Genomic DNA, 26,958 nt, shown 5'->3' with positions numbered 1-26,958 from the left:
GACCTTGCGTGCGCCTACAATAGTCCCCGTGAATACCAGTCTCTTCGAACTCTTCAAGATCGGAATCGGCCCTTCGAGTTCGCACACTGTCGGCCCTATGCGTGCGGCACTGCGTTTTGCGCAGTCGATTGACGAGCAGGAACGGCTTGCCGATACAGCCCGCGTTACGGTGGATCTTTACGGCTCGCTCGCGCTTACCGGTCACGGCCACGGAACTGATCGCGCCATTCTGCTTGGCCTGATGGGAGAGGCCCCGGACACCGTCGATCCGGCAGTGATTGAAGCAGAGTTGGCAGCAGTGCGCGACACAGGTACGCTCTACGTGCTGGACCGCGAAGCTATCCCCTTCAACGAAGCCGAGAATCTGCTCTTTCATCGCGGCCAGATGTACCCGGACATCGCGACTCCAACACACCCGAACGGGATGCGCTTTTCGGCCTTCGATGCAGCGGGTGAATTGATCGCGCAGGACATCTTTTACTCCGTCGGAGGAGGCTTCATCCTCTCAGCTGCGGAGTTTGAAGCGCAGCAACTTGCCAGGGCGACCTCGACCCGCGTCGTTCCCTATCCGTTCACGAGCGCGGCTGAGCTGCTCTCGACCGCCGCAGCGCACAACCTCACCATCGCTAATCTTCTGTTCGCTAACGAGGTCGCTCTACTTTCAGATACAACCATCAATCGCCCGCCACCAGCCATTGAAGATCGGGGGCCCCATCCTTCGCAAAGCGAAGGGTGGGAAGAACAAAGCTCGCAGAGCCAGAACCGATCCGCCGCACAACCCCCTGAAGAACGAATCAAGGCCAGCATTCTCACGCTCTGGCGAACGATGCAACAGTGTACCGAGCGCGGCCTCGCCACCGCAGGCATTCTTCCTGGCGGCCTTAATGTGCGGCGTCGCGCACCTCGTCTCGCACGGCGGCTTGAGACGGAAGGCTCACGCGATCCGCTTGCTCCTATGGACTGGGTCACCGTCTACGCCATGGCGGTCAATGAGGAGAATGCCGCCGGAGGCCGTGTCGTCACCGCACCAACGAACGGAGCTGCGGGCGTCATCCCGGCTATCGCGCACTACTATATGCGCTTCACCGATGGTGCGGATGAGGCTGGGATCATCCGCTACTTCCTGACCGCCGCAGCGATCGGCATCCTTTATAAGGAGAACGCCAGCATCTCCGGGGCCGAGGTCGGCTGCCAGGGCGAGGTTGGCGTCGCCTGCTCGATGGCGGCAGGGGGACTCGTCGCCGCGCTCAACGGGACGAACGATCAGGTCGAGCACGCGGCGGAGATCGCCATGGAGCACAACCTCGGGATGACCTGCGACCCCATCGGCGGACTGGTGCAGATCCCCTGCATCGAACGCAATGGCATGGGCACGGTCAAAGCCATCAACGCAGCGCGCATGGCTATGCACGAGACCCTGGGACATAAACTCTCGCTCGACCAGGTGATCGCGACGATGTATCAGACGGGGCTGGATATGCAGTCGCGGTATAAAGAGACTTCGCTTGCAGGGTTGGCTCTGAACATTATCGAGTGCTGAGGAGCACTATCTCTCAACCGCGAGCGCGACCGAATTCCCTCCACCGAGGCAAAGCGCCGCGACACCCTTCTTTACATCGCGGCGAATCATCTCGTGGATGAGCGTTACCAGAACGCGGGCTCCGCTGGCCCCTATGGGATGGCCGAGGGCCACAGCGCCGCCGTTGACGTTCACCTTGTCGAGCGGAAGGCCAAGCTCCTTCGTCACTCCCAGCGCCTGTACGCTGAAGGCCTCGTTCAACTCGTAGAGATCGACTTCGTCGTGGCTCCAGCCTGCTTTCGCCAGAACGCGCTGTACTCCGATGACCGGAGCAAGCATCACCCAACGGGGAGCGACTCCGCTAGTGGCCTGAGCCCTGATCGTCGCCATCGGCTTCAATCCAAGCTGCTTCGCCTTCTCCGCGGACATGACCACGACAGCGGCGGCAGCATCGTTTACCCCGGGGGCGTTGCCGGCTGTGACAGTTCCATCTTTTTTGAATGCGGGCTTTAGCGCGGCGAGAGCTTCCAGTGATGCGTCCTCTCGAACGCTCTCATCGCGCGAGAAGAAGACCGGCTCACTGCCTTTCTTCTTCGGAGGAAGTGCAACGGGAACGACCTCGGCGTCGAAGCGCCCTTCGCGCCAAGCTGCTGCGGCGCGGCGATGCGATTCGAGCGCGTAACGGTCCTGCTGCTCACGAGTGAAGCCATGTTTTTCTGCGACGAGCTCGCCGGTCATGCCCATGTGCCAGTCCTCGCAGGCGCACCATAGACCGTCGCGAATCATGGAATCGACCGCTGTCGAGTCGCCCATGCGCATTCCGCGGCGAGCAGCGGGAAGAAGGTAAGGCGCGTTCGACATGGACTCCATTCCACCAGCGACGACGATCTCCGAGTCGCCGGCCATGATGTTCTGTGCGGCGAGTGCGACTGCTCGAAGACCGCTGCCGCATACCATGTTGATCGTCAGGGCGGAGACGGTATCGCTGAGGCCGCCGCGCAACGCAGCTTGTCGCGCGGGGTTCTGTCCGAGTCCGGCGGGAAGAACGCAGCCCATGATGCACTCATCGACTGACGATGTAAAAGCCGCGTCAATTGCGGCCCTGCGCACTGCTTCGCGCACTGCAATCGCACCAAGATCGACAGCGGAGAGATCTGCAAGCGAGCCTTGAAACTTTCCAACCGGGGTGCGCACAGCCGACACAATGACAACGTCGTTCATCATCAGACTCCTGTTGCAGTGGCAAAATTCAAACGTGCAGATTGAGAGTACATCTCATCAACTCATCGACGCGAGACGAACTTCGTATGACACAAAAGGGTCAGAAGCATCTCTGTGGAGGTCCATCGAGGAAAAGATCGTCCAAAAAAAAATTGCATAAAGCATTCGATTTTTCTTGACAGTGAATTTTCATGAATCTATACCTTCGTTAGCTGCAATGCAGCGTGTTGTAGAGTCAATGTCTAATCACTAGGGAGAATAGGCAAATGGCAACCAAGAAGGCAGCAAAGAAAGCAGCAAAGAAGCCAGCGAAGAAGGCAGCAAAAAAGAAGTAGTTTCAACCAAGGCAAAGCAAAAACGGGGGACGCGGAAAGCGTCCCCCGTTTTGCGTCGATGCGGCTTGTTATTGTGCGACCGCTTTATTCTTCGGCGTCGAGAGGTAGCCGGATACCTTGTTCTTCTCGATGTTGTTGATGACGACTTCATAGAGAGCGGGATCTTTGCCGGTATAGAACTGAACAGGCTCATCGAGCCCTTTGTCCTTCTTCTCGATGATCCTGTCGTCGGCGCTGACATTCATGGTGTACCGCGAATGCTTCTGGTCCGCCTTCTTCAATTGCAGCTTGATGGTCGAGAGCAGAGTGGGCTGTGCTCCCTTCTGAAGGGTGAACTCGTAGTAGTTGCGATCACCCTTATGCTTCAGAATCTCCAGCTCATCGTGGTTTGTTGCGATCAGGCCACTCATCACTCCGGCATCTCCGATGACGCGGGTCAACTTGGACTTGGTCGCTTCCAGGTCGGTCCTGGTCGCGGCAACATCGGTCTTCACGCCGCCGACGTCGGTCTTTACGCTCGATACCTCGGTGGAGACGGCGCCGATCTGCTTCTGCGTCGCCTGCTGCTGCTCTTCGATCTTCGCCTGAGCCACTTTCTGCTGGGCAATGATGCTCTGCGTCTTCAGCTCGATCTGCTTTTGGGTCATGCCTACGCTCTGGCCCAGGGTTTCGCTGGTCGCCCGCAGGCGCGCATTGGTGGCTTCCAGCTTCTGTGTAAGCTCGACGTCCTTTTGGGTCGCTACGGTCAGCTTCTGATTGGCCGCGGACAGGTCTTTCTGCAAGGTGTAGCACCATATCAGTCCACCCAGCGCGGCAAGCAACGAGACCGCTACGGTCGCAAGCAGCGCTCCGGAGACTGACCGCTCTTCTACGTATCCCTCTTCACTCATTGCACTCTCCTTACCCACTGCATTTGGTTTTAGACGAAGGCCGTCCTATTCGATCATCGCACCGGCGGCACACACAAACTATATCTTCTTCAGACACAATAAACTGGAATCATGCTTCAGCCAGATGTATGTATTGCCGGGGCCGGGATTGTGGGTCTTTCGCTGGCCCTGGAACTTCACCGCGGCGGCGCCCGGGTTGCCGTCTTTGATAAGGGAGAGCCGCTTGCGGAGGCCTCCACCGCAGCCGCTGGAATGCTTGCTGCCTATGACCCGGAGAATCCAAAAGAGTTGCGAAAGCTCTCCGAGCTCAGCCTTTCGCTCTATCCGGGATTTCTCGATCGGTTATTCGATCTGTCCGGGATCCCTGTACCGCTACACACCAGCACAACCTTGCAGGCGCTGCCGGAGCGACATGGCAGGGCTGCGGCAAAGCTGCCGGTCCTGTGCGCGGAGACGCTGGCGCTTGCGGCTCCGTACCTGAACGCCGGCGACCGGCGCTTCCTTCTACTGAACGAGAACAGCCTCGACCCGCGAGAGCTGGCCGTTGCCCTGCTCGCCGCCGTTCGAGCGACCACGATCGACCTGCGATCGAAGACGCCGGTACGTCTGGCACGGAGCGGATCGAAGAACGTTGAAGTTCATGCCGGCAGCGAGGTATTTCACCCATCGCGATTTGTCGACTGCACCGGAGCATGGGCCTTCACGCCTGCGATTCCGTCACACTTGCACGTCACACCCCGGAAAGGCCAGATGTTGGCGGTTGCCCTGCCTCCTTCTCTACCGCTGCATATGGTGATCCGGACGCCGGAGATCTATATCGTCCCTCGGACAGCATCGACGGAAGACAGGCGAGCCGTGATTGGAGCTACGGTGGAAGATGCAGGGTTCGATAAGACCGTTCACGCCGAAGATATTGCGCGGCTCCGTTCACTTGCTGCGGACCTGGTTCCGGGGCTGGCTGAAGCACGCGAGCTTGAGACATGGGCCGGTTTGCGCCCGGCAACTGCGAACGGCCTTCCGCTAATTGGGAGCGTCACTGAGAACCATCTGATTGCCAGCGGACACTACCGGAACGGCATCCTGCTGGCCCCGGCAACAGCCCGGGTGATGTATGAGCTACTGGCGGGGAATGCTCCACCGCTGGATCTGACCGCATTCTCTCCCCTGCGCCAGGGAGACCTTTAACTTCGCACAAAGGCTCGATATTCGCCCGTCCGTCGTGACAATCGTTTCTTTGCTGCGCTATAACCGATGTAATTTAGTTTGCTGGGAGAGACTCATTTCTATGGCCACCGCCACCGCACCAAAGGGACTGGAAGGTATTGTCGCCACCACCTCATCGATCTGCTGGATCGACGGAGATGCGGGAGTTCTCTCCTATCGCGGCATCGATATTCACGAGCTGGCGCAACACTCGACCTTTGAAGAGACAACCTACCTTCTATGGTTCGGACGTCTGCCAAACCGGGCAGAGCTTGCGGACTTCACAAAGAAGCTCGCCGACGCACGGAAGCTAGACCCCAAGATTATCGAACTGCTGCGCAGCGTTCCCACGAGCGGTTCGCCGATGGAGATTCTGCGTACCGCTGTTTCGATGCTGAGCCTCTACGATGCGGACGAGAAGGACAACTCGCACGACGCCAACGTACGCAAGTCCTATCGGCTTACCGCGCAGATTGCCATGATCGTCGCCATCTTCGACCGAATTCGCAAGGGGAAGCCGGTCGTCGAAGCCGACCCGTCGCTCTCGCACGCTGCAAACTTTCTGTGGATGCTGACCGGCGAGAAGCCGTCGGAGACTGCTGTCCGCACCTTCGATATCGCGCTGATCCTACATGCCGACCATGAACTGAATGCCAGTACGTTTGCCGCCCGCGTGATCGCGGCGACGCTTGCGGATATTCACTCGGCGATCACTGGAGCCATTGGCGCGCTGAAGGGGCCACTGCATGGCGGAGCCAACGAAGCGACGATGCGGTTGCTGTATGCCATCGACAAGGCAGGCGCCGACCCGGTGGAGTACGTCCGCCAGATGTTTGCGGAGAAGAAGAAGATCTCCGGCTTCGGTCATCGCGTGTATCACACGGAAGATCCCCGCGCGACGCACCTGCGCCGCATGTCGGAGGAGTTGAGCAAGACCGCCGGCAACATGAAGTGGTTCGACATGTCGCGCAAGATTGAGCTCTTTGTGAAGCAGGAGAAAAAGCTGAACGCGAACGTCGACTTCTATTCAGCTTCGACGTATACCCTGCTCGGCATCGACATTGACCTGTTTACCCCGATCTTTGCGGTCAGCCGCATTGCCGGCTGGGCAGCGCATGTGATTGAGCAGCATGACGACAATCGGCTGATCCGCCCGCGCGCCGAGTATGTGGGACCGGCTTATCCCTCAAAGTACACGGCTATTCAGGACCGTTAGATCAAAACCGGTAGCAGGAACCAGACCCGCTGAGGCGAAAACCCTCTTGGCAAGGTCCCTGGAAGGTGAAATGCTCTGAGCATAGCCTTTTCAGGGACTTTTGCTTTGAACCTTTCGAGGTACATGGTTGTATCTTGTCTGCTGATTCTGTTCGTCGCACCAGTCGCCGCCCAGACTGTTACATCCCTGCCCGCCATCTCTTCGGGCGTACATACTGCTTCCCTTCTCTCCGGAGAGACATCATCTTCCTCCACGGGAGCCATGATCGCACCGGCGCGCAATCCATCCAAGACGCCGGGGGTATTTGCGCTGCAACGGTTCAACGGTGGGGTTACTCTATCCAGCTTCCATGAGTCCCTGACAGGCTGGTCGACGCTGATGATGCCGGCTGTTTCTTACACGATCAACGACACCTTCTCGGTCGATGCCTCGATCCCGATCTATTTTTTTCGACTTGCTGAAAGCACGAAAGCCCACCCCAAGCCCAACAATCTGTTGGTTGCGCAACGCGGGGAGCTTGGCGACGCGGTCTTTGCACTCCATGGCCAGTTTCTGCCAAAGCTCTTTATCTACGAGTCGACCTTTTCGTTCACCGCTCCGACTGGCGACCAGGACTACCCACTTACTACCGGCCGCGTGACGTTTGACCTGAACAACCATTTCGAGCGAACGTTCGGGCGCCTCACACCTGTCCTCGAGATTGGGGCTGGAGATACGACGACGCTCATCAATCGTGAGGTCACGAAGACCTACACCTCGCTCGGACCTTTAGCACACTTCGAGGTTGGTTGCGGGATTATGCTATTCCGCAATCTGTCCTTTGAAACCGATGCCTACGAACAACTCCCGATTGGCGACCAGAAGATATATAGCGCCTATCGCAAAGGGCATCCGATCATCGTTACGGGATTCAACGTCACTGAGGACAATGGCTTTATCAGCACATTCGATGTCCCACTCGATCACCGGACCACGTTTTCAAGCTACTACAGCCGCAGTCTTCGCCGTAGCGTAGATACCGTTGGAGTGAGCATGACCTTCCTCCTGCGGGGTGCGCCGCAGGAGGAGAGCGACGATGCTGTCATGAACGAACTCTTTCGGTGAAGCCTACTTCTTGTCGCTTGCCGGAGGGATGATTCCATTCATGCGCAGGTACTCCGCCAGCTGGCCGTAGTGATCGAAGCCGTGCGCGATAACGCCGCCAGCCGTGCTGGCGCGCGTTGCAGTACCGCGTGTGCTTTCAAACGCATTCTGAGCAGTCAGGGTGCCCATCGCCTGATGCAGGAAGGTGAAGGACTTCTCGAGCGCGGCGATGATCTGGTCCTTGTCCTTGAGGGTGCCGATGGCCTTCACATCCACATCGGGCTTCATCGCTCCGACCTGACTGCCGTAGAAGTAGTTCGCCTGGGCGACGTGTGCGACCATCTGCCCAAAGCTGCGCACGCCCTGGTTGTTCGGGGAGAGATAGTCGGTCTTTTGAGAGGCTGCAAAGATCGCGGCGCTCGGGGCGAAGTCGTACTTGTCTGCCGGCATCGCTTTGGCCAGGCCCACAAACTGCCCCTCGAAGGCGGTTAATGCATCCTCGAAAGACTTCGCCGGTTCGACCGCCGTTCCGGGCGCAATCTTCGGGGTCGCCGGGCTCATCTGCGCGTTGACACCTGTGAAGCAACAGGTTGCCAGAGCCATTGCCACTACCATCTGCTTAACCATCGTTGATCTCCGTTGGATGTTGATATGCACCATTCGCTGCAAAACCGCGCTCAGGCTATCAGATTTGTTCAACATACCGCCTGGCATTCGTCCCTGAACCGCGTTGTTCTTTGTCTGTTCGACGTAAAATAAACACATGCAGCGCATCTATCTCGACGCCAACGCAACGACACCTCTTCTACCAGAAGTGTTTGAAGCGATGCGCCCCTTCTACCTTGAGCACTATGGCAACGCCAGCTCCATCCACCAGCAGGGCCAGCACGCGCGGGCAGCAGTCGACCATGCGCGCGAGGCAGTGGCCCGCATGTTGCACTGCCGTCCGGCCGAGGTGGTCTTCACGTCGGGTGGCACCGAGAGCGACAACCTTGCCCTGTTCGGCGTACTTGCTCCGGGCGACCATCTGATTACAACGTCGATCGAGCACAATGCCATCCTGCAAGCGGCTGAGGCGGTTGCCTCTCGCGGCGTCGAGGTTACCTTTCTTCCGGTTACGGACCAGGGCGTAGTTGAACCTGCCGCTCTGCTGGCAGCAATGAAGCCGAACACGCGGCTGGTAAGCATCATGTATGCAAACAACGAAACTGGAGCTATTCAGCCTCTGGATGCGCTGGCAGGCATCGCACATGCAGGGGGCGCGCTGTTCCATACCGACGCCGTCCAGGCAGGTGGCAAGCTCCCGCTCGACGTAAGCCCACATGGATTCCTGAAAGATGTCGACCTTTTGACGCTCTCCGGGCATAAGATCTTTGCCCCGAAGGGAACGGGAATTTTGTATGTGCGGAGGAGCGTGCGTCTTTCGCCAATGCTTCATGGCGGAGCGCATGAACGCCAGCGCCGTGCGGGCACGGAAAACGTGCCGGGTATCGTCGGCCTGGGCAAGGCCTCCGAAATGTGCACCGACTGGCTGAAAACGGATGGGGCGGCAAAGCTCACTGCACTGCGCGACCGCCTGGAACAGGGAATCCTCGCGCAAGTCGATGAGACTGGGATCAACGGGGCAGGGTCTCCACGGGTCGCAAATACAACCAGCATCTACTTCGACCATGTGGAAGCCGAAGCGCTGCTGATCGCACTGGACCTGAAGGGACTCTCTGTAAGCGGGGGGAGTGCATGTCACTCCGGAGCATCGGAGCCTTCGCATGTGCTGACCGCTATGGGGCTCTCACCTGCGCGCGCACGAGCGACCCTGCGCTTTTCTCTGTCGAAGCTCACGACAGAAGCTGAGATCGATGAAGTTCTCAAACTGATTCCAGCGGCGGTGGCGCATCTTCGCGAGCTTTCGCCGACGTACAAAAAACCTGGCGCAGTTGTTGCAGCAACTTAGACTCGACGGCTCTTCGGCGTATCAGAGTACATACTTGCGACGCACATCCTGTTCATGTTTTCTTTGAGAAATCCTCTACAAATGAAAAGGACTTCATGCGTCTTCGGTACTTATTGTGTTTTGCAGCAGCCTTGATTCTCTCCACAGTCGCAAATGCACAAACCGGCATCTACGGAACGGTGACCGGGGGACATCTCGGCGATATGAAGCCACCCTATCCCTACACCGGTTCCTACGGTTTCTGGACTGCAGGCGGCACCTTCGGCCTCTATAACGATTTTGGAAAATTTGGACCGATACATCTTGGTCTCGACGCCCGAGGCAGCATCCTCAACACGCACCAACACAAGATCAGCAGCGGACTTGGAGGTGTGCGCGTGGCGTTCAAACCGCCTGTCCTTCCGCTGCGTCCATATGTGCAGGGATCGGTCGGTGTCGGCAGCACAAACTTTGGCGCAGGCAGCATTACGAAATCTGGCTTTCTGTACCAGGCTCTCGGTGGGTTGGATGTAGCCTTCTTCCCCCACGTTGACTGGCGCGCCGTGGAAGTTGGCGGAGGAGCACTTCACATAAACGGCAATAACCTCGGACTTTTCACGGTAAGTACTGGCGTCGTCTTCCGTATCCGATAGCCCGTCATTCACATGAAGAAAAGCGCAGTACCTTAACAAAGGGGCTGCGCTCTTCCTTTTCATTCTGTTACAGATACCAGGGAATGTTCACGACGACAATTCGCTGGTTTCCCTTGAGCAGCAGCAACAGTTTAAGAAGCTGTACGCGCTGGTTGTGGAGAGCGTTTTCCCACCAGTGACGCACGACCAGCTCTGGAAGAAGCACTGCGATCTTTCGGCCTGGGTTCGTCTCTTCAAGCTCCAGGATGTAGTCCATCAGAGGATTAACGATGAAGCGGTAGTTCGAAGGGATGGCGACCAGCTCCGGCTCCGGCAGGCGCTCGTTCCGGATCGGCGTCAGAATCTTCGCCTGCCACTCCTCTTCAATTCCGGCTGGCTCGTCGTCCGAGTGGACATGCACAATCTTGAGTTCTTTCGACATCAGCAAACCGAAGCGCAGTGCCTTCTCCGAGATGCGATCCCAGCGTGCCATGGGGATGACGACCAGCGGCTCCTGCATGTTTGCCAGGCTTAGCGGAGTCATGTCCTTCATCTCGCGCTTGACGCGGGTGTAGTGGCGCTTGATCACCATCATGATGAGGATGAGCGTCGGCACAAGCAACGCCGTCACCCATGCTCCATCGTGGAACTTGGCAACCAGGACGACCACCAGGGTGATCCCGGTAGCCACCGCGCCGAAGCCGTTGACGAACATGTGCCACATGCGACCCGGGTGCTCTTCCATCTTCAGCCAGTGGACGACCATGCCCGCCTGCGACAGCGTAAAGGCCAGGAAAGCACCAATCGCATAGAGGGGAATAAGCCTGTCAGTGACTCCGCCAAACAGGATCAGGATCAGTGCGGTGAATCCTGTCAGGGCATAGACGCCATGCGAATAGAGCAGCCTGCGTCCCCGCAGCGTAAAGACGTGCGGCAGGTAGTCGTGCATGGAGATCGCGCGGGTAAGCCGGGGAAAGTCGGCAAACGCCGTGTTCGCGCTCAGCGAGAGCGCCATGAGCACGCTTCCCATGGTCAGGTAGTAGAACCAGCCGCGTCCGAAGACCGCGCTTGTAAGGATGCTGAGTACATTCTGGTAGTGGAGCGCGTCCGGCTCCATCGCCGTGACGCCGTATGCCTTCGAGAGCCATGCGATGCCATAGAGAAGCACGATCAAGGTTGCCACGATGATGCTCAGAGTGCGCTGGGCCTTCTTTGGCCGCGGTTCTTCAAAGGCCATCACACCGTTCGAGACGGCCTCAACGCCTGTCATGGCCGCGCAACCGCTGGAGAAGGTCTTCAGCAGCAGCCATAGGCTCAAATACTTCACGGTTGGGAAGGCAGGCGGTGGGGGGGCAATCACCGGGACCGGATGACCTCCCGTGGTGTAAACCCTATATACGCCGACAGCAATGACGGTCAGTAGCGTGGCGACGAAGAAAAATGTGGGGAGGATGAATGCTGCACCCGTGTCCTTGACGCCACGCAGATTGACGATCGCTAGAATCGTGAGAATGACCAGGCAGATGGCAAGCGTGTGATGTTGTAGGCTTTGAACCGCAGACGTCAGTGCTGTAACGCCGGCCGAGATCCCAACTGCTGCTGTCAGGATGTAATCGATCATCAGGGCCGCAGCCGCCAGCAGGCCTGCGCCTTCCCCAAGATTTTCGGTTGCAACGGTATATGACCCGCCGCCCCCCGGATAGGCCTCGATGGTCTGCCTGTAGCTGAAGAAGACAATGACCAGCAGAATCAGAATGGCCGTAATCACCGGCACGATGTGGGTGACACCCTCTATCCCCAACGGGATCAGGAGCGTCATTGCGGCTTCGGGTCCATATGCCGCACTGGTGAGGGCGTCTAACCCAAAGATCGGAATTCCTGCCGCAACTCCAATATGTTCGGCACGTTCGTCACTGGTCGCAAGGGGTCTTCCAAAAAGTACATCAATAAAAGTCATGGGCTTATTCGATACTACTGCGTTCGCCAAAGTTTGCAGGCCTATTTTCGCAGCCAATCGGCGATAGACTGGCTGGTATGGCAGATATTTACAGCATCCCCGTCAAGCGAATTACAGGCGAAACAGCCTCCCTCGGCGAATACCGCGGCAAGGTCCTCCTTGTGGTGAACGTCGCCTCACAGTGCGGTCTGACACCACAGTACAAGGCATTGGAAGCCCTCTACTCCAGATTTAAAAGCGACGGTCTGGTCGTCTGCGGCTTTCCTGCCAATGACTTCGGAGCGCAGGAGCCGGGTACGGATGACGAGATCAAGGCGTTCTGCGCGACGAACTTCTCCGTTGACTTCCCCATGTTCTCGAAGATCGCCGTCACCGGCCCTGCGACCCATCCACTGTACCGCGAGTTAATCGCCGCCCGGCCACAGGCAAACGGTGACTCCCGCGAGGGCTTCCGGCAGAAACTAAACGGATTTCTGGCTTCCAAGCACAATGGCGCCTCCACCAACCCGGAGCCCGGAGTTCTGTGGAACTTCGAGAAGTTTCTGGTCGATCGCACGGGCAAGGTCGTTGAACGGTTTTCGCCGGAGATCACCCCGGACGATCCGTCCGTCATTGCGGCCGTCGAATCGGCCTTGAGATCCTGACACTGCGTTTTTGAATCCGGTTGGAGGGCCTGCCCTCTACAATCTCTCCAACCGGCATCTCCAAACCAGCCTCGACAGGAACTCCATCCTCTATGCGAATTCGCTTTGCCGTCCTTGCGCTTCCGTTGCTCGTCTCCACCTCAGCCATCGGACAGAAGACACCTATTCAGATCGCAGCCGATCTCTCCGACGCGCCACGCAAAATTTACCATGCGGAGATCGATATCCCCGTGAAGCCAGGCACGGTCGCCCTCACAACTCCGAAGTGGATTCCCGGCAATCACCGACCCACCGGGCCTGTGAGCGAAATCACCGGCGTTGTCTTTACTGCAAACGGGAAACCTCTGGCCTGGCGCCGCGACGATGAAGACCTGTATCAGTATCACGTCACCGTTCCCGCCGGGGTGACGACGCTTCACGCGCACCTTGACTGCATTGTGACCGCCCGCGTGAGCCAGAAACTCGCTGTACTGGAGTGGGAGAAGCTGCTGCTCTACCCCGCCAATACACCAGTTAAGGACATTGCTGTGCAGCCTTCGGTCACGGTACCCAAAGGATGGGGAATCGGTACGGCTCTGACTCCGACTGACGGCTACGATCCACAGCATCCAATGGGTGGAACGACGCACTTTGCCGCCACCACAGTCGAGCAGCTTGAAGACTCGCCAGTCATCACAGGCGAATACTTCCACGAGTTTGCTCTTGCCCCCGAGGTCACTCCTAAGCACTACATCGATGTGGTCTCCGACTCTCCGGAAGATTCAAAGTTGCGTCCGGTGCTACTGGCCGAGCTGAACAACCTCGTTCGTGAGACAGGCGCTGCATACAACTCACGTCACTACAACGTCTATCACTTCCTGCTTACCCTCTCCGACGTCGCCGGCGGCGAGGGGCTGGAGCATGGTCAATCGTCGGACAATGGTGTCGGCGAGAAGGGTTTTGCCGACGATGCGCATCAGCTCTCGGAGGCTGACCTGCTGGCGCATGAATTTACACACTCGTGGAACGGCAAGTATCGCCGCCCCTACAACCTCTACCAGGACGATTTCGCCAAGATGCAACAGGGCTCGTTGCTGTGGGTGTATGAGGGTATGACGCAGTACATGGGCAACGTGCTGGCTGCGCGCTCGGGGTTGAAGTCGCAGGCACAGTATCGCGATCAACTGGCGATGTCGGCCGCCAATCTTTACTACAAACCCGGCCGTCAGTGGCGCTCGACGGAAGACACCGCGATCGCCGCCAGCATTCTGCGCGGCCAAGGCGCTGCCTGGAACAACTGGCGCCGCGGACAGGACTACTACCAGGAGGGGGAGCTCTTCTGGCTCGACGCCGATACGCTCATACGAAAGCAAACCAACAATCAGAAGTCGCTTACCGACTTCCAGCATATCTTTCTCGCAAAAGGCGGCAATACCGGTCCGCTCATCATAACCTACGACCGCAACGAGTTGATCGCCGATCTGAACCAGGTGCTGAAATACGATTGGGCCACCTTCATTCATGACCGAATCGACAACATCAATCCTCGCGCCGATCTCGCGGGCATTGAACAGGGTGGGTACAAGCTGGTCTACACCGATAAACCGAATGCTTCGGAGCACACCATGGCCTCGACTGGTGGACGCCGCGGCGGTGGGATCAACGTCTGGTACTCCATAGGTCTTCGCCTCTCCAGTGAAGGCGTCATCTCAGACGTTCGGTGGGGAGGCCCGGCGGACAAGGCCAACCTCGCTCCCGGCACGAAGATTCTTGCGATCAACGGGAACATCTTCTCAGCAGAAGCATTGCGTTCGGCGATCCGTGAAGCCAAGGGGAAGACCGAGCCGATCCATCTGATTCTGCAATCGGATACCTTTGTCTCAAGCGCCGATGTCGATTACCACGAGGGCGAGCGCTACCCTGCGCTCCTACGAGTGGAGGGTACGCCGGCTTATCTCGACGAGATTACGAAGCCGCTTACGACTCCTGAGAAGGCCCCTACAGAAAAGAAAAGTGCCGACTAGATGGTTTTCCCTTGAGGTGTAGTTCATCTCCCGAGAAGGTATGTGTCGCGCCTTCAGCGCTCTGGTTGATCGTCGGCCTGTAAACCTGGGCCTTCGGCCCAGGCTGGTATGTTGGCGGGCCTTCGGCCCTGAAAGCAAGAACTACACCTATAAGGAAAATGCTCTAATCGATTCAATGCCTGACGGCATCTGAAACGCCTTGTGTATTAAAACTGATGGGCGCAGCGGAGTTCGCTGCGCCCAATTCAATTGTTCAAAGTTTAGAAGTTGAAGGTTGCCTGTAGCATGATGCGCCGTACCGCAGTCTGTGAGCTGAACGGGCCAGTAGAGAGCGTCGTGAACTGACCGAATCTCGGCGAGGTCAAGGTGCTGGTCGGGGTACCGTAGGGCACCATGTTGAACAGGTTGGACGCCTGCGCTCCCAGGGTGAGAGAGTAGCGATGGCCAGAGCTTGGACCGCCCATGCCCATCGGTCCGCCGCCACGACCACCACCGCCGCCGCCTGGGCCACCGCGACGACCGCCGCCAGGACCGCCACCCGAACCACCGCCTGCGGCTGCCGCTCCCGTCTTAGGACCAAAGCCGAAGACCTTTGCCACACGCAGATTGATAGAGACGTTGGCAGGACCGGTGCAGTAGTTGATCGGCACAGGTGTAAGGCTGCCGGTCTGGGTTGCGCTGAAGTCGGATGCTACGGCGCAGTTTCCACTGTTGCCATTGGCGAAGTAAGGCCGGGTGTTGTAGATCGACGAGCCGAGAGGGTCTGTTCCGCTGATGATGTTGTACGGAGTGCCTGCCTGCGCAATCATGAACGGGCTCAGGGAGATAAGGTATGGAAGATTCACGCTTCCACCGAAGACCCCAAATTGACGGAAAGCAAAAGTTGCGCGGCCATAATCGACCTTCGTGTTTGTGTTGCTTGTCGGGATAAACCCGGCTCCCGACGTATTCGCGTCCGCAAAACTGATGGCATAAAAGCCGAACAGGTTGGCATTACGCAGCGCGGCTCTTCCGTTGAACATCAACTGGTTCTGGCGGAAGACTCCACCGGACTGATACTGGAAGTCATAGTAAGGCGTTGTCGGCGCAGCAGAATCGTAGAAATTGCGGGCCATAAATTGGTGTACTCCACGCGCATTCAGATAGTTGACCGACATAGTAGCCGCGCGTCCCAACTGCTGATCGATCCCCAAAGCAGCCTGCAATGTATACGAACTACGGATGTTATTGCCAAGCGTGTATTGAGTCGACCGACTTGGTGTTGCCGTTCCGCAGTTCGCTGGATTGTCGGGTGTGCAAGCCACCCCGGGATTGATGAATGTCGATCTCTGCTGATTGACGCCGTTCAATTGCACGGTGTTCAGATAGTTGCCTAACCCAAAGCGGTCGTAGAAGATTCCATAGCCGCCGCGAATGACGGTAATGGGAGACTTTCCACCGGCACGCGGAATTCCCCATGCGAATGCGATGCGCGGAGCAAAGTCGTGGTTACTGTGAATCACGTTTTGCGCTTCGTAGCGAGCACCCAGGGTCAACGTGAGGTTTGGCTTGATCTTCCAGTCGTCTTCCGCATAAAGGCCGATATCGGTTACGCGGCCACCAATCGTTGCATTGTTGATCTTGGTAATCGCAAACTGTCCGGGAGTGCCGCACTGGTATGACGAGATGTACCCCGTTGCGTTACTGGCTGCGCAAGGAACCGTTGCCCCTGGATTGCAGGAGCTCGGCCTCTTTGTCTGGTTGGGGTCGGTGCAAGGGTCGAGCAGATACGAGTAGGTGAAGGTTCCATTCGCTCCCTGGTCCGAGGTGGTCGATTGACTGTTGGTTCGCATGCGTGCGCCCAGCCGCATGAAATTCTTCTCCAAGGCAACCGAGGTGTAGTTCTGCACTTCGATGTGCGTGCTGGCGCTACGCTGAGTCCCCTGGCTGGAACCGCCAGCCGTAAAGATTCCCTGCACAGAGAGCGTCGGCGTCTTGTCCAATGGGTCTGTTGAGGATGCGGCCCGCTGATACTCGAACCTGGTCTCGTTGATCACGCGCGAACTGACGATCTGCGTATCGCTGATCTGGATCGTGTTCTCGTTGGAGTGGGAGTTATAACCTACGGTCGGAAGGCTGGTGTTGCCGACGCCAGCGTTCTGAACGTCGCTCACTTCGTATTGATAACGGAAGGTCAGGGTATTTTTTTCGCCCAGTGCAAGGTCGAGGCGTGGCGAGATGTCGCTGCGGGTTTGCGGATGCGCCACTGCACGGTTCGCTACAGGATAGGACGTGAAGTAAGAACACGTCACCCCAGGCGGCGGAGTACCCGGCTTGCAAGGCGTGGTTGAGGTCGACGAAGTGGCATAGAACCCGCTGGGATTCACGATGCTGTTGTCTTCGATGTCGCGGTGCGACCCTCCTACACTGAAGGATGAGAAGTGATTGATTGGCCCGCTGATGTTACCGAACATGAAGATCGTGTGGTAATCCGGCTGTGTATTGGAAGGCCCGAGGAAAGGGTTGGAGGTGTTGAACGACTTATCTCCGCCCTGCATACTGAAGTTGCCGTGGTACTTATCGGTTCCGGGCTTGGTGAAGACTTCGACGCGGCCGTATCCCAGCTTGTCGTACTGCGCGGAAAACGGGTTCTGGTTGATACGAATCTCGCGAATGGACGATTTGGGAGGAAGCTGGCCACCGGTAAATCCGTCGACATAAATCTGTCCGCCGTTCGGTCCAGCGGACGGACCAGCAAGCGCGGAGAGTTCTGACGACAGCTCATCAGGATCGTCTGAAAGCGCATCGAGATCTTTGCCCTTGATCACGGTCGAGCTGGCATTGCTGTCCGAATCCACGCTGACCTGCGCGCTCTGAGCGGTCACCTGAATCTGCTGCGACTCCACCTGCAACGCCATCTTCACGTCGATTGCGAGCGACTGAGCGGTAATGTGGACGTTCTCCCGGACAAATGTCGCGAATCCGGTCATCGTCACCGTCATGGTATAAGCGCCGGGAGCAACGCCATGAGCGGTATACGCTCCGTCGCTACCCGACTGCACAACGATGGCCTTCCCTTTTGCAGGGGTGAGTGTCACGGTCGCGCCGGGGATCAACGCGTTGTCGGGATCGGTGACGATACCGTGTACCGTCGCTGCTGCCGCCCCGGCAGGCTGCTGCGCATGAGCAGCAAGAGAGATCAAGGCGACAAAAAGGCACACAAAGAGACTCAGTGTTTTACGCAATACCATTACTTCTCCTCAAGAAAAGGAACACAAATTATCTGTTGGGCGGACCTGGCTTACTGTGGGCCGCCAGCTTCCGCTGCGCCAGCCCCTCCGCCCATATTCCAGGGCGAAAGCGTCATTGCAGGCGCTCCAGTCGATGCAGCCAGAATTGGCTCTACTCCCGAAAGCATCGTTACCGCAGTCATGGTGGAAGTGCCCGCATCGGGCTGCGATGCCACAACCATGACCGCTTCTCCAACCTTCAAATCACCAACCGTCTCAGTGGGTAGACGCGACAGCATCTGCGCCAGGTCGCCGCCTCCTGGCCGCGCTGCGCCGCCGGGACCAGCAGGGCCGCGCCCTTCGCGACCGGCGCCCTCGGCCGGCGCTCCAGCAGCCGGAGATGCTCCGCCACCCGCGCGCGGCGCACCGTCGCCATTCGCACCGGCAGCCGCTGCACCACCACGCTCACGCGCAGCAAGCCGCGCCGCCATCTCAGGAGGCAGCTTGCGCAGATCGGAGTTCGACGTCACGCTGACTGTCACCGTCTTCTTCGTGGCAAGGTCCTTCATCGTCAGAGTTCCCGCCGCATGATCGATTGTGGCGATCAACCCGGAGAGGTTCTTGAACGACCCGCTAACAATCTCGTCGGCCTGGATCGTTGCCCCGTCTTCCGATTTATTGCCACGAACGCGAAGCTGATCGCCGGTCTGTACCTGCGCGAGGGTTCCAGGCTTCGCATCTTCAAACTTCACGGAATCGCCGGCGTAACGGCGGAACTTCGTGGTGGGGCCTGTCTCGACGGCAACCTTGCGAGTACCGGAGGAGATTGTGATCGTCTGCCCGTTGACTGCACTCACAATACCGCCTGAACCGCGCCGCTGCCAGTCCGCCTTCTCCTGCTCGTTCTTCTGAGCGATATCCGTCGACTTCATCAGAATTACGCGTGTTGCCGTAAATGAGCCGTCGTCGGCGCCCTTGCCCGTCACGAGAACACGATCGCCGGCGGTAATGTCTCCAAGCGTTATCGGCTGCGCCGATTTTAAGTCCGTGCTTCCGGGCGCCAGTTGAAGAATTTTCGCGCCGTCCGCAACAGTAACGGAGGTCTGCGCGCCGCTATCAGCCGCCAGTGTGACGCTGTTTCCGGCAATAGCCTTAACGGTCCCAATCTGCCGTGTTGCCGCCGGAGCTGCAGCAGGGGCCTGCGCCACGACACGCGGTGCTGCAACTGCGCCTACCGTAAAAAGTGCCGCAGCCAGCATTGCCGTGCGAAAGCTCGAACCTGTTTGCATTGTGCTCAATCCTTGTGCCGGACTCGATGCACTCTCTAAACACGAGGGTTGCACCGAACGCATCCGCGTCCTAAAGCCCGATACGTGAACAGACGGTCAAGCGTTCCAAAAGTTTCCGGTTTTTAGGCTAGTTGCACCAGTTTACTGTATGAGTAACCCTTTTAGGGACAATCGGCCCTGTCCGATATAAGGACGGCCAGCCTTGAAGGCCCAAGAATAACCTTCCCATCTCTTACACAGATATCACTATTGGAGTACAAGGCCAATCTGCAATCATCTTTACAATCGAGCTCGATTGCATGTTCTCCGAGATTGAGCATGACGTAGATTTGCCCGCGTTCCATCGTGAGCCAGTTCGCATCTTCATCAAACCGCACATGGGTATGCCCTGGCCTTTCACTATGCAACCAGGATGCCTTACGACGGAACGCAATTAAGCTGCGGCACCACTCCAGCATCTCGGCATGTCTGCCTTCATTTATCTCGTCCCATCGTAGCTTCGACCTCTCGAACGTCTCCCTGCTCTCGGGGTCGGGCACCAACTCAGGCAGCCATCCGAAGGCGGCGAACTCTCGCCTTCTCCCATCAGATACGGCGCGGGCCATCGCCTCTTCCTCATGATGCGCAAAATACTGAAACGGTGTAGAAGCGGCGAACTCTTCTCCTTGAAAGAGCAACGGCACAAACGGCGACGTCATCACCAGTCCAAGAGCTACCTTGGCACGCTCGAAGCCGACGATGTGTTCCAGACGATCGCCAGTCGCACGATTTCCTACCTGGTCGTGGTTTTGGATGAATCCGACAAAGCATTCCGTTGGTATTCCCTGGACTGGCCGTCCGTGGATCTTATGCCGATATTGGGAGTAGATGCCGTCGTAGACGAAGGCACCGGTCAACGCCTTTGCCAGAGCTTCCATCGTACCGAAGTCGGCATAGTACCCTCTGCCTCTATCGCCTGCGTGGAGCACCGTAAACAGTGCGTGATGGAAATCATCGTTCCACTGCGCATCCATGCCATAACCATTGGCCTTGCGGGGGCGGACCACACGCGGATCGTTCAAATCGCTTTCTGCAATCAGCACAAGCCTCCGTCCGAGTGCCTCGGACAACTGCGCGGTCTCGATTGCAAGCTGTTCCATGAAGTTGATGGCCGAGCGATCCATGTACTCATGCACGGCATCCAGACGCAACCCGTCCATGTGGAATTCAAGCATCCACATCAACGCGTTATCGCAGAAGAACCGACGGACCTGATCGCTCTCCTCAAACTCAAGATTCACAGCATCGCCCCATGGCGTGCAGTGACGGTTGGTCATATAAGGCCCAAACCGGCCAGTATAGTTCCCTACCGGACCGAAGTGGTTGTAGACAACGTCCACCAGCACGGCCAGTCCCCGCGCATGGCAGGCATCGACAAACCGCTTCAGCGCATCCGGGCCGCCGTATTGATGGCGCACGGCAAACAGCGCGACCCCGTCGTACCCCCAGCCAAAATCGCCGGGAAACTCCGCCACGGGCATCAGCTCAATATGCGTAATCCCGAGATCGACCAGATGGCCGAGCTTCGCTATAGCGCCATCGAACGTTCCCTCAGGTGAAAAGGTCCCAACGTGCATCTCGTAGATCACTGCATCGGCCAGCGGCGGAGCGTTCCAACGTTCATCGCTCCATCTGAAGGCTCCTGTGTCGTACACCCGTGAGGGGCCGTGGACGCCGTGCGGCATCCACATGGCGCGAGGATCGGGATAAATTTTAGGATCTTCGTCCACGAGAAAACCGTAGTCTGTTCCCGGGCCAGCCATCTCCACCTGCACGGCCCACCAACCACGGTTGTCACAGCGCTCCATCTCATAACGGGCGTTACCAATCTTCACTGCCATCTTGCCCGCTACGGGTGCCCATACCATGAACCTACGCATGCGGGCTGTCCTCGCGTACCAGCAAGGCAACCGGGAACTCCCGCAACAAAGAGCGCATCTGCACCGCGCCTCCGCTCATCGCCGCGCCAGTCAACCTGTTCGTCCATATGCCTTCAGGGAGAACCACAGCGGTATCGCGCCACGCATCCATGATCTTCATCGTCAGCCTGGGAACGATCGTCGCAACGGCATTGCCACGCGTGTATGCAATCACGTTATCCAGCTTTGCTCCAGTAACGGCCAGCGGCGTATAGGCGGCATCAGCGCCGAAGACCTCTGGCCGCTCACGGCACAACTGCAATGCCTGATGGATGACCCACATCTTTGGCAACCCATCGTCAATGCGCTCCATGACCTTAGCCGCCACATTCTCGCCCACCATGGCACGCATCTCGTTGAATAGCTGACGGCGGTGATCGTAATCCACGCGCCTGCGGTTGTCTGGATCGACCAGGCTCAGGTCCCACACCTCCGTTCCCTGGTATAGATCGGGGACGCCCGGCGCCGTATGTTTGATCAATGTCTGCGTCAGAGAGTTCACTCTTCCCGCGTATTTCACTCGTTCTACAAACTGCTCCACGTCCTTCACAAAAGGAGCGTGCTCCATCGTACGAGCGATAAACTCCAGCAGAGCGTCTTCAAATTCCTTGTTGTTCGCAATCCAGGTGGTCTGCAACTTTGCTTCGCGCGCTGCCTTGAGCATGTAGGATTGCGCTCGCTCAACCGAAAGAGGCCACGCGCCAATCAGGGTCTGATAGAAGAGATATTCCGTATTGGCGTCGGGCATAGAGCCAGTGACAGTACGGACGCGGAACTGGTTGTTCAAACGTGACCATCGCTGAATTACTGAACCGAAGCGCAACGGAATCTCCGACAGGACTGCAAGCCGTGCACGAACGTCGTCGCTGCGTTTGGTATCGTGCGTAGCCAGCGCAGTCATCGTAAGCGGATGTGACGACTGCATCTTCTCGTTGTAGGCGTGAAACTCCGCCACACTCACGCCGCTGCCGCCTGGATTGCCTCCGACCTCGTTCATGCCGGAGAGGCGGTTGTAGCAGTAGTACGCCGTATCTTCAACACCCTTCGCCATCACTGGCCCAGTGAACTGCTGAAAACGCAGAACAAACTCGCTCTCGCGCCTCCCTGTCACGACCATCGTCAGTACATCGCGTAGAAAATCGAACAGATCGCCGTCAATATCGTGACGCCGCGCCTTGGCGCATACCGTTGCCTGCGCAATGTGTCCGCGGTCCTCATCGGTTATCTCGTTACGTCCTGGAACGATATACGTCCTGTAGATGTCGAGGCACGCTGCCAGTTCGCGAATCGCGCGCCGGACCTCGGTCTGCGTGTAGTCGCGGCGGTCGCGGTTCGACTCGCATATCTCCACGAACATGGTTGTCAGACGGTTGACATCGCTGCCCAGCGCCTCCTGTGAGACATTGATCTTTTTATCGTGGGCCATCGCGGGGTAGTCCATCAAACCGGCGGCAGCTTCTCTGCCAAGAAATGCCTGGTATATCCCAGTCAGCTCCTGTAGCCCTTGCGGAGATAACAACACACCGCCTGCGATGTGCATGAAGTCGTAACCTGTCGTCCCCTGGATTGGCCAGCTCTCGCGCAGATATTCACCGGGTTCCAGAATCTTCTCCCCCACAATCCATGCCTCGGGAGCGCGCTCTCGCAACCTCGTCAAGTATTCCAAAGGATCGCGCAGGCCATCGGGATGATCGACACGAACACCATCGATTACGCCGCGCTTCAGCCAGTCCAGTACCAGCGCATGCGTCTCTTCAAACACATGCTCGCGCTCCACGCGCAGCCCCACGAGAGAGTTCACATCGAAGAACCTGCGATACCCCAGCTGCTGACCGGAGGTCTTCCAGTACGCCAATCGATAGTTCTGCTGATTCAGAAAATCATCCAGAGCGTCTTCGTTGCCATTTAGCTCTTCGATCGATCGCTCGATTCCATCGCAGACACCACGTTCCTCGGTACAGAGCCGTTCAAGCAAGGTATAGAGAACGACCTTGTCATTGTGCAGCGCGAGCACTTTGCGCCGGTCTTCATACGGTGGCGCTGGCAGTCTTCCAAAAGACCCCGCAAGGAAGCTGAGCGTCTTCGACCGCGCAACCTCTGCCGCCCGCCCGAGAATTACGGGCAGCGTCTGCGGCGATACCGGAAATGCGTGGCCCGCTGCTTCTACGTGGAACTTATTTCCTACCCGCACGACCCGTATGCCGCCGCGATGCAGGACGCGGCCATACTGGTCGTCCAGTACCGGAGCCAGAATTTTGTCTCTCAGCCTCTCTTCAGCCGGCTGCCAGTCAATATCGAAGAAGGACGCATAACGGCTGGACGTACCGTTCTCCAGCACGTCCCACCAGTAGCGGTTCTCCTTACCCAGGGACATGTGATTTGGCACAATGTCGAGGACCTGGCCCATGCCAAGCTCGTTGAGCTTCGCAGAGAAGCGGTCATGGCCATCTTGTCCACCCAATTCTTGATTGACGTATTGATGCGACACGACGTCGTAGCCGTGCATACTGCCCGGTGCTGCCTGTAGATACGGAGAACAGTAAACATGCGAGATGCCAAGCGCGCGCAGATAGTCCGCTATCGCAGCGGCATCGTCAAATGTGAATTCCTTATGGAGCTGGATTCTGTAAGTGGAGATCGGAACACGCAACATTGAAACAGCCCAGTTGAAGATCGCAGGTTAGGTGCAAGCACAGTACGCTGAACATCTTGGAGAAGACTTGAGAGGTTAGAGTCCAGCTTGGGAGTAACGGTTGTACTCTCGGCCTATCGTCTTAGGAATGAGTACGCTACAACCGCTGGCGCAGGTTGCGCATCTTCCTATGCAACGGAATTTCGAGAGCTGACACTATCGTGAAGAAAGCCGGCAGCGCCACCGATCCACTTTGGTATAAAGACGCAATCATCTATGAGTTGCACGTCCGCACTTTTCAGGACTCCAACGGCGACGGCATAGGCGATTTTCCGGGGCTTATCTCGCGGCTTGATTATCTACAGGAACTCGGTGTCACCTGTCTCTGGCTGCTGCCGTTCTTTCCTTCACCTCTTCGCGATGATGGTTACGACATTGCCGACTATACGAGCGTCAATCCCAGCTACGGAACGATCGAGGATTTCAAGCAGTTTTTAGCCGGAGCTCACCAGCGCAACATGCAGGTATTGATTGAGCTGGTTATCAATCACACCTCGGATCAACACCCGTGGTTTCAGGCTGCGCGTCGTGCGCCAGAGGGCTCGCCAGAGCGCAATTTTTATGTGTGGTCCCACACCGATCAGCTTTACAAAGGTGTACCCATCATCTTCTCGGACACAGAGAAGTCCAACTGGACCTGGGACGATACGGCGAAGGCCTACTACTGGCACCGCTTCTTCTCACACCAGCCCGACCTCAACTTCGACAACCCGGCCGTCATGGACGAGGTTTTAAAGGCCATGCGCTTCTGGCTCGACCTTGGCGTCGATGGTCTCCGTCTCGATGCCATTCCATACCTTTGCGAGAGGGACGGCACGATGTGCGAGAGCCTTCCCGAGACACATGCCATCATCCGCCGTCTACGCGCTGCCATCGACGAGGAGTACACCAACCGCTTTACGCTCGCGGAGGCCAATCAATGGCCGCCTGAGGTCCGCCCGTACTTTGGCAACGGCGACGAGTGCCACATGGCTTTTCACTTTCCGCTGATGCCGCGCATCTATATGGCCCTTCGCCAGGAGGACCGCTTACCCATTACCGACATCATGGCGCAGACTCCCGCCATTCCCGATAGCTGTCAGTGGGGGCTTTTTTTACGCAATCACGATGAGCTGACACTCGAGATGGTCACCTCCGACGAGCGTGACTATATGTATTTCGCCTATTCAGCCGATCCACGTATGCGCGTCAACTCGGGCATTCGACGCAGGCTGGCGCCATTGCTCGACAACAACCGTCAGCGCATCCAACTGCTCAACTCTCTGCTGCTCAGCTTTCCAGGAACGCCCATCCTCTATTACGGCGACGAGATCGGCATGGGAGACAACATCTACCTTGGCGACCGCAATGCGGTTCGCACGCCCATGCAGTGGAACTCCGACCGGAATGCCGGCTTTTCTACTGCGAATCCAGCACGCCTCAGCTTCCCTGTCGTCATGGACCCGGTCTACGGCTACCAGGCTGTCAACGTTGAGTCGGAGCTGGCGGACCAGTCGTCGCTACTGCACTGGACACGCAACATGATTGCGCTGCGCAAGCTCTTCCAGGTCTTCGGTCGCGGCACTCTGGAGTTTCTCAGCCCGGACAACCGTCGCGTTCTCGCTTATGTGCGTCACTACGATCCGACGTCCCGTTCCCGCGAAGATACCGAGGCGGGCGGAAAGCGCAATCTCTCCGCCCGCGGGACCGAAACCATCCTCTGCGTCGCCAATCTGTCACGGTTTGCACAGCCGGTCTCGCTCGATCTCAGCGAATTTTCAAGCATGACCCCTGTCGAGATGCTCGGGTATGTCGCCTTTCCCGTCATTACCGACCAGCCCTACCCTTTGACGCTTGCACCTTACACCTTCTTCTGGCTTGAGCTACAGCCAGCGCCGGAGACCATTTCGCAATGAACCTTATAGATCGTTCCCGCGTCCTAATCTAAGCAGAGGCAGGCTCTCCAAATCGCATGGCAACGACATCCACCAATACGGCCGCACTCGCTTCCGGCGCTGCAACGCCGGAAGCGACCAGCCTGCTTATTCACCTTACAGAGGGTTCTCCTGAAGCCATTGAACCGGCGCTGTCCAACCTGGCGCTTGCGTTCCCGGGACAATCTTTTTCAGTCGCCATTCCCGACGTAGCTCCTAACCTCACGGCAAGTCAATCGTTCGACAAGCTCAAACTAATTCCCTATACACCTGCCGCCCCCTCTGCGACCAATTGGGTACTGACAGCCTCCGACTACGTCAACACATACAAACTTGCGCGGGAGCATTCCGCAACAACATGCCTTATGCTCGGCGCTGACTCGTACACGATCCCCCCGGAGTCCATCCGGGGCCTCGCCGCTACTACTCTTTCTCCCGGTGCTGATCTCGTTGTTGCACGCTATCATCCTGGCCCTCGAGAAAGCCTGCTCAATTCAGCCATTCTGTATCCGGTATCTCGCGCCCTGTTCTGCGCCAGGCCGCGCTTTCCTCTTGCCATCGATCTTGGAGTCTCCGTTCGCATGGCAGAGCGGTTGGCCACAATAGCGCAACGCTTCACAACGGCAACTCAGGAAGATGCCATTCTATGGCCGGTGTCGGAGGCTGCCATGGCGGGTTACACGCTGGCTGAAGCCGATATACCTGTCCGTAGCGCTCCTTCTCCTGCCTCGGCCGACCTGAACTCCCTGCTCAACCATATCTGCGGCTCGCTATTTGCAGATATCGACACGAAGGCAGCGTTCTGGCAGCGAATGCGCAGTACACACCCAGCGCGCAGTATCTCCCAGATACCTGAACCGACTGAAGCGCTCGACGTGACGCCGATGCTCGAGTCCTTTCATCTCGCCTATTCCAACCTGCACGAGATCTGGGCCCTGGTTCTACCGCCTCATGCCCTGCTTGGACTCAAGCACCTCTCCATCATGCCGCAGGAGAGCTTTCGCATGCAGGACAACTTATGGGCGCGCATCGTCTACGACTTCATCCTGGCTTACCGCCTGCGCACGATCAACCGCAACCACCTTCTCGGAGCGCTTACACCGCTCTATCTCGCATGGGTGGCTTCGCATCTGATCCTCGTTCATAGCGGAATTCCTCCTGAACGCCATATTGAGGAACAAGCACTCGCTTTCGAAACCGATAAGCCGTATCTCGTATCCCGCTGGCGCTGGCCTGACCGCTTCAACCCCTAGCCGCACAGGAA

The 26,958-nt window shown here is 57.7% G+C and carries 18 protein-coding genes; 10 read left to right on the top strand and 8 right to left on the bottom strand.

Annotated elements, in window-relative coordinates; all coding sequences use genetic code 11:
* Positions 1 to 28 precede the first annotated feature (28 nt).
* Positions 29 to 1,540, top strand: a complete 1,512-nt coding sequence (locus JSS95_00205) for an L-serine ammonia-lyase (GenBank protein MBS1798223.1) — start codon at positions 29 to 31, stop codon at positions 1,538 to 1,540.
* 6 nt (positions 1,541 to 1,546) lie between these two features.
* Here JSS95_00205 and JSS95_00200 read toward each other — a convergent pair whose 3' ends face one another.
* Together JSS95_00200 and JSS95_00195 are read right to left on the bottom strand one after the other, a co-directional pair.
* Positions 1,547 to 2,740, bottom strand: a complete 1,194-nt coding sequence (locus JSS95_00200; protein MBS1798222.1) for an acetyl-CoA C-acetyltransferase — start codon at positions 2,738 to 2,740, stop codon at positions 1,547 to 1,549.
* Between the two features lie 403 nt (positions 2,741 to 3,143).
* Positions 3,144 to 3,965, bottom strand: a complete 822-nt coding sequence (locus JSS95_00195) for a hypothetical protein (GenBank protein MBS1798221.1) — start codon at positions 3,963 to 3,965, stop codon at positions 3,144 to 3,146.
* Positions 3,966 to 4,076: 111 nt separating this feature from the next.
* Here JSS95_00195 and JSS95_00190 point away from each other — a divergent pair, with 111 nt between their 5' ends.
* The 3 genes from JSS95_00190 to JSS95_00180 all read left to right on the top strand — a co-directional run bounded on the left by JSS95_00190 (position 4,077) and on the right by JSS95_00180 (position 7,488).
* Positions 4,077 to 5,150: an FAD-dependent oxidoreductase gene (locus JSS95_00190; GenBank protein MBS1798220.1), complete on the top strand. Its 1,074-nt coding sequence runs from the start codon at positions 4,077 to 4,079 to the stop codon at positions 5,148 to 5,150.
* A 100-nt stretch (positions 5,151 to 5,250) separates the two neighbouring features.
* Positions 5,251 to 6,384: a citrate synthase gene (locus tag JSS95_00185; protein ID MBS1798219.1), complete on the top strand. Its 1,134-nt coding sequence runs from the start codon at positions 5,251 to 5,253 to the stop codon at positions 6,382 to 6,384.
* A gap of 123 nt (positions 6,385 to 6,507) precedes the next feature.
* The gene (locus tag JSS95_00180) at positions 6,508 to 7,488 is read left to right on the top strand and encodes a hypothetical protein (protein MBS1798218.1); all 981 of its coding nucleotides are present in this window, start codon (positions 6,508 to 6,510) and stop codon (positions 7,486 to 7,488) included.
* Positions 7,489 to 7,491: 3 nt separating this feature from the next.
* On the opposite strand, the gene JSS95_00175 is transcribed toward JSS95_00180, so the two are convergent.
* Positions 7,492 to 8,094: a DinB family protein gene (locus JSS95_00175; GenBank protein MBS1798217.1), complete on the bottom strand. Its 603-nt coding sequence runs from the start codon at positions 8,092 to 8,094 to the stop codon at positions 7,492 to 7,494.
* Positions 8,095 to 8,230: 136 nt separating this feature from the next.
* Between JSS95_00175 and JSS95_00170 the strand changes: the two genes are divergently transcribed.
* On the top strand, positions 8,231 to 9,418 hold the full coding sequence (locus JSS95_00170) for a cysteine desulfurase (GenBank protein MBS1798216.1): 1,188 nt from the start codon (positions 8,231 to 8,233) through the stop codon (positions 9,416 to 9,418).
* Positions 9,419 to 9,549: 131 nt separating this feature from the next.
* Positions 9,550 to 10,050 (top strand): hypothetical protein, encoded by a 501-nt coding sequence (locus JSS95_00165; GenBank protein MBS1798215.1) that lies wholly within the window; start codon positions 9,550 to 9,552, stop codon positions 10,048 to 10,050.
* A gap of 67 nt (positions 10,051 to 10,117) precedes the next feature.
* On the opposite strand, the gene JSS95_00160 is transcribed toward JSS95_00165, so the two are convergent.
* Positions 10,118 to 11,986, bottom strand: a complete 1,869-nt coding sequence (locus tag JSS95_00160) for an APC family permease (GenBank protein MBS1798214.1) — start codon at positions 11,984 to 11,986, stop codon at positions 10,118 to 10,120.
* Positions 11,987 to 12,063: 77 nt separating this feature from the next.
* Between JSS95_00160 and JSS95_00155 the strand changes: the two genes are divergently transcribed.
* Positions 12,064 to 12,630, top strand: a complete 567-nt coding sequence (locus JSS95_00155; GenBank protein MBS1798213.1) for a glutathione peroxidase — start codon at positions 12,064 to 12,066, stop codon at positions 12,628 to 12,630.
* 92 nt (positions 12,631 to 12,722) lie between these two features.
* On the top strand, positions 12,723 to 14,633 hold the full coding sequence (locus tag JSS95_00150; protein MBS1798212.1) for a M61 family metallopeptidase: 1,911 nt from the start codon (positions 12,723 to 12,725) through the stop codon (positions 14,631 to 14,633).
* 260 nt (positions 14,634 to 14,893) lie between these two features.
* Here JSS95_00150 and JSS95_00145 read toward each other — a convergent pair whose 3' ends face one another.
* The 4 genes from JSS95_00145 to treY form a co-directional block, all read right to left on the bottom strand.
* On the bottom strand, positions 14,894 to 17,863 hold the full coding sequence (locus JSS95_00145) for a TonB-dependent receptor (protein ID MBS1798211.1): 2,970 nt from the start codon (positions 17,861 to 17,863) through the stop codon (positions 14,894 to 14,896).
* A 50-nt stretch (positions 17,864 to 17,913) separates the two neighbouring features.
* The gene (locus tag JSS95_00140) at positions 17,914 to 19,101 is read right to left on the bottom strand and encodes a hypothetical protein (protein MBS1798210.1); all 1,188 of its coding nucleotides are present in this window, start codon (positions 19,099 to 19,101) and stop codon (positions 17,914 to 17,916) included.
* A gap of 191 nt (positions 19,102 to 19,292) precedes the next feature.
* A complete protein-coding gene (gene treZ / locus JSS95_00135; protein MBS1798209.1) occupies positions 19,293 to 21,050 on the bottom strand; it encodes a malto-oligosyltrehalose trehalohydrolase in 1,758 nt (585 codons plus the stop codon).
* A complete protein-coding gene (gene treY, locus JSS95_00130) occupies positions 21,043 to 23,742 on the bottom strand; it encodes a malto-oligosyltrehalose synthase (protein MBS1798208.1) in 2,700 nt (899 codons plus the stop codon). Before treY ends, treZ begins: the two co-directional genes overlap by 8 nt.
* 200 nt (positions 23,743 to 23,942) lie before the next feature.
* Between treY and treS the strand changes: the two genes are divergently transcribed.
* Both treS and JSS95_00120 read left to right on the top strand, forming a co-directional pair.
* The gene (gene treS, locus JSS95_00125) at positions 23,943 to 25,676 is read left to right on the top strand and encodes a maltose alpha-D-glucosyltransferase (protein ID MBS1798207.1); all 1,734 of its coding nucleotides are present in this window, start codon (positions 23,943 to 23,945) and stop codon (positions 25,674 to 25,676) included.
* A 56-nt stretch (positions 25,677 to 25,732) separates the two neighbouring features.
* On the top strand, positions 25,733 to 26,947 hold the full coding sequence (locus JSS95_00120; GenBank protein MBS1798206.1) for a hypothetical protein: 1,215 nt from the start codon (positions 25,733 to 25,735) through the stop codon (positions 26,945 to 26,947).
* Positions 26,948 to 26,958: the final 11 nt, after the last annotated feature.

It is taken from the genome of Acidobacteriota bacterium, from assembly GCA_018268895.1.
Taxonomy (GTDB): domain Bacteria; phylum Acidobacteriota; class Terriglobia; order Terriglobales; family Acidobacteriaceae; genus Edaphobacter.
Note: the sequence above shows the minus strand (reverse complement) of the source record. Positions and strands in the feature narration are given on the sequence as shown.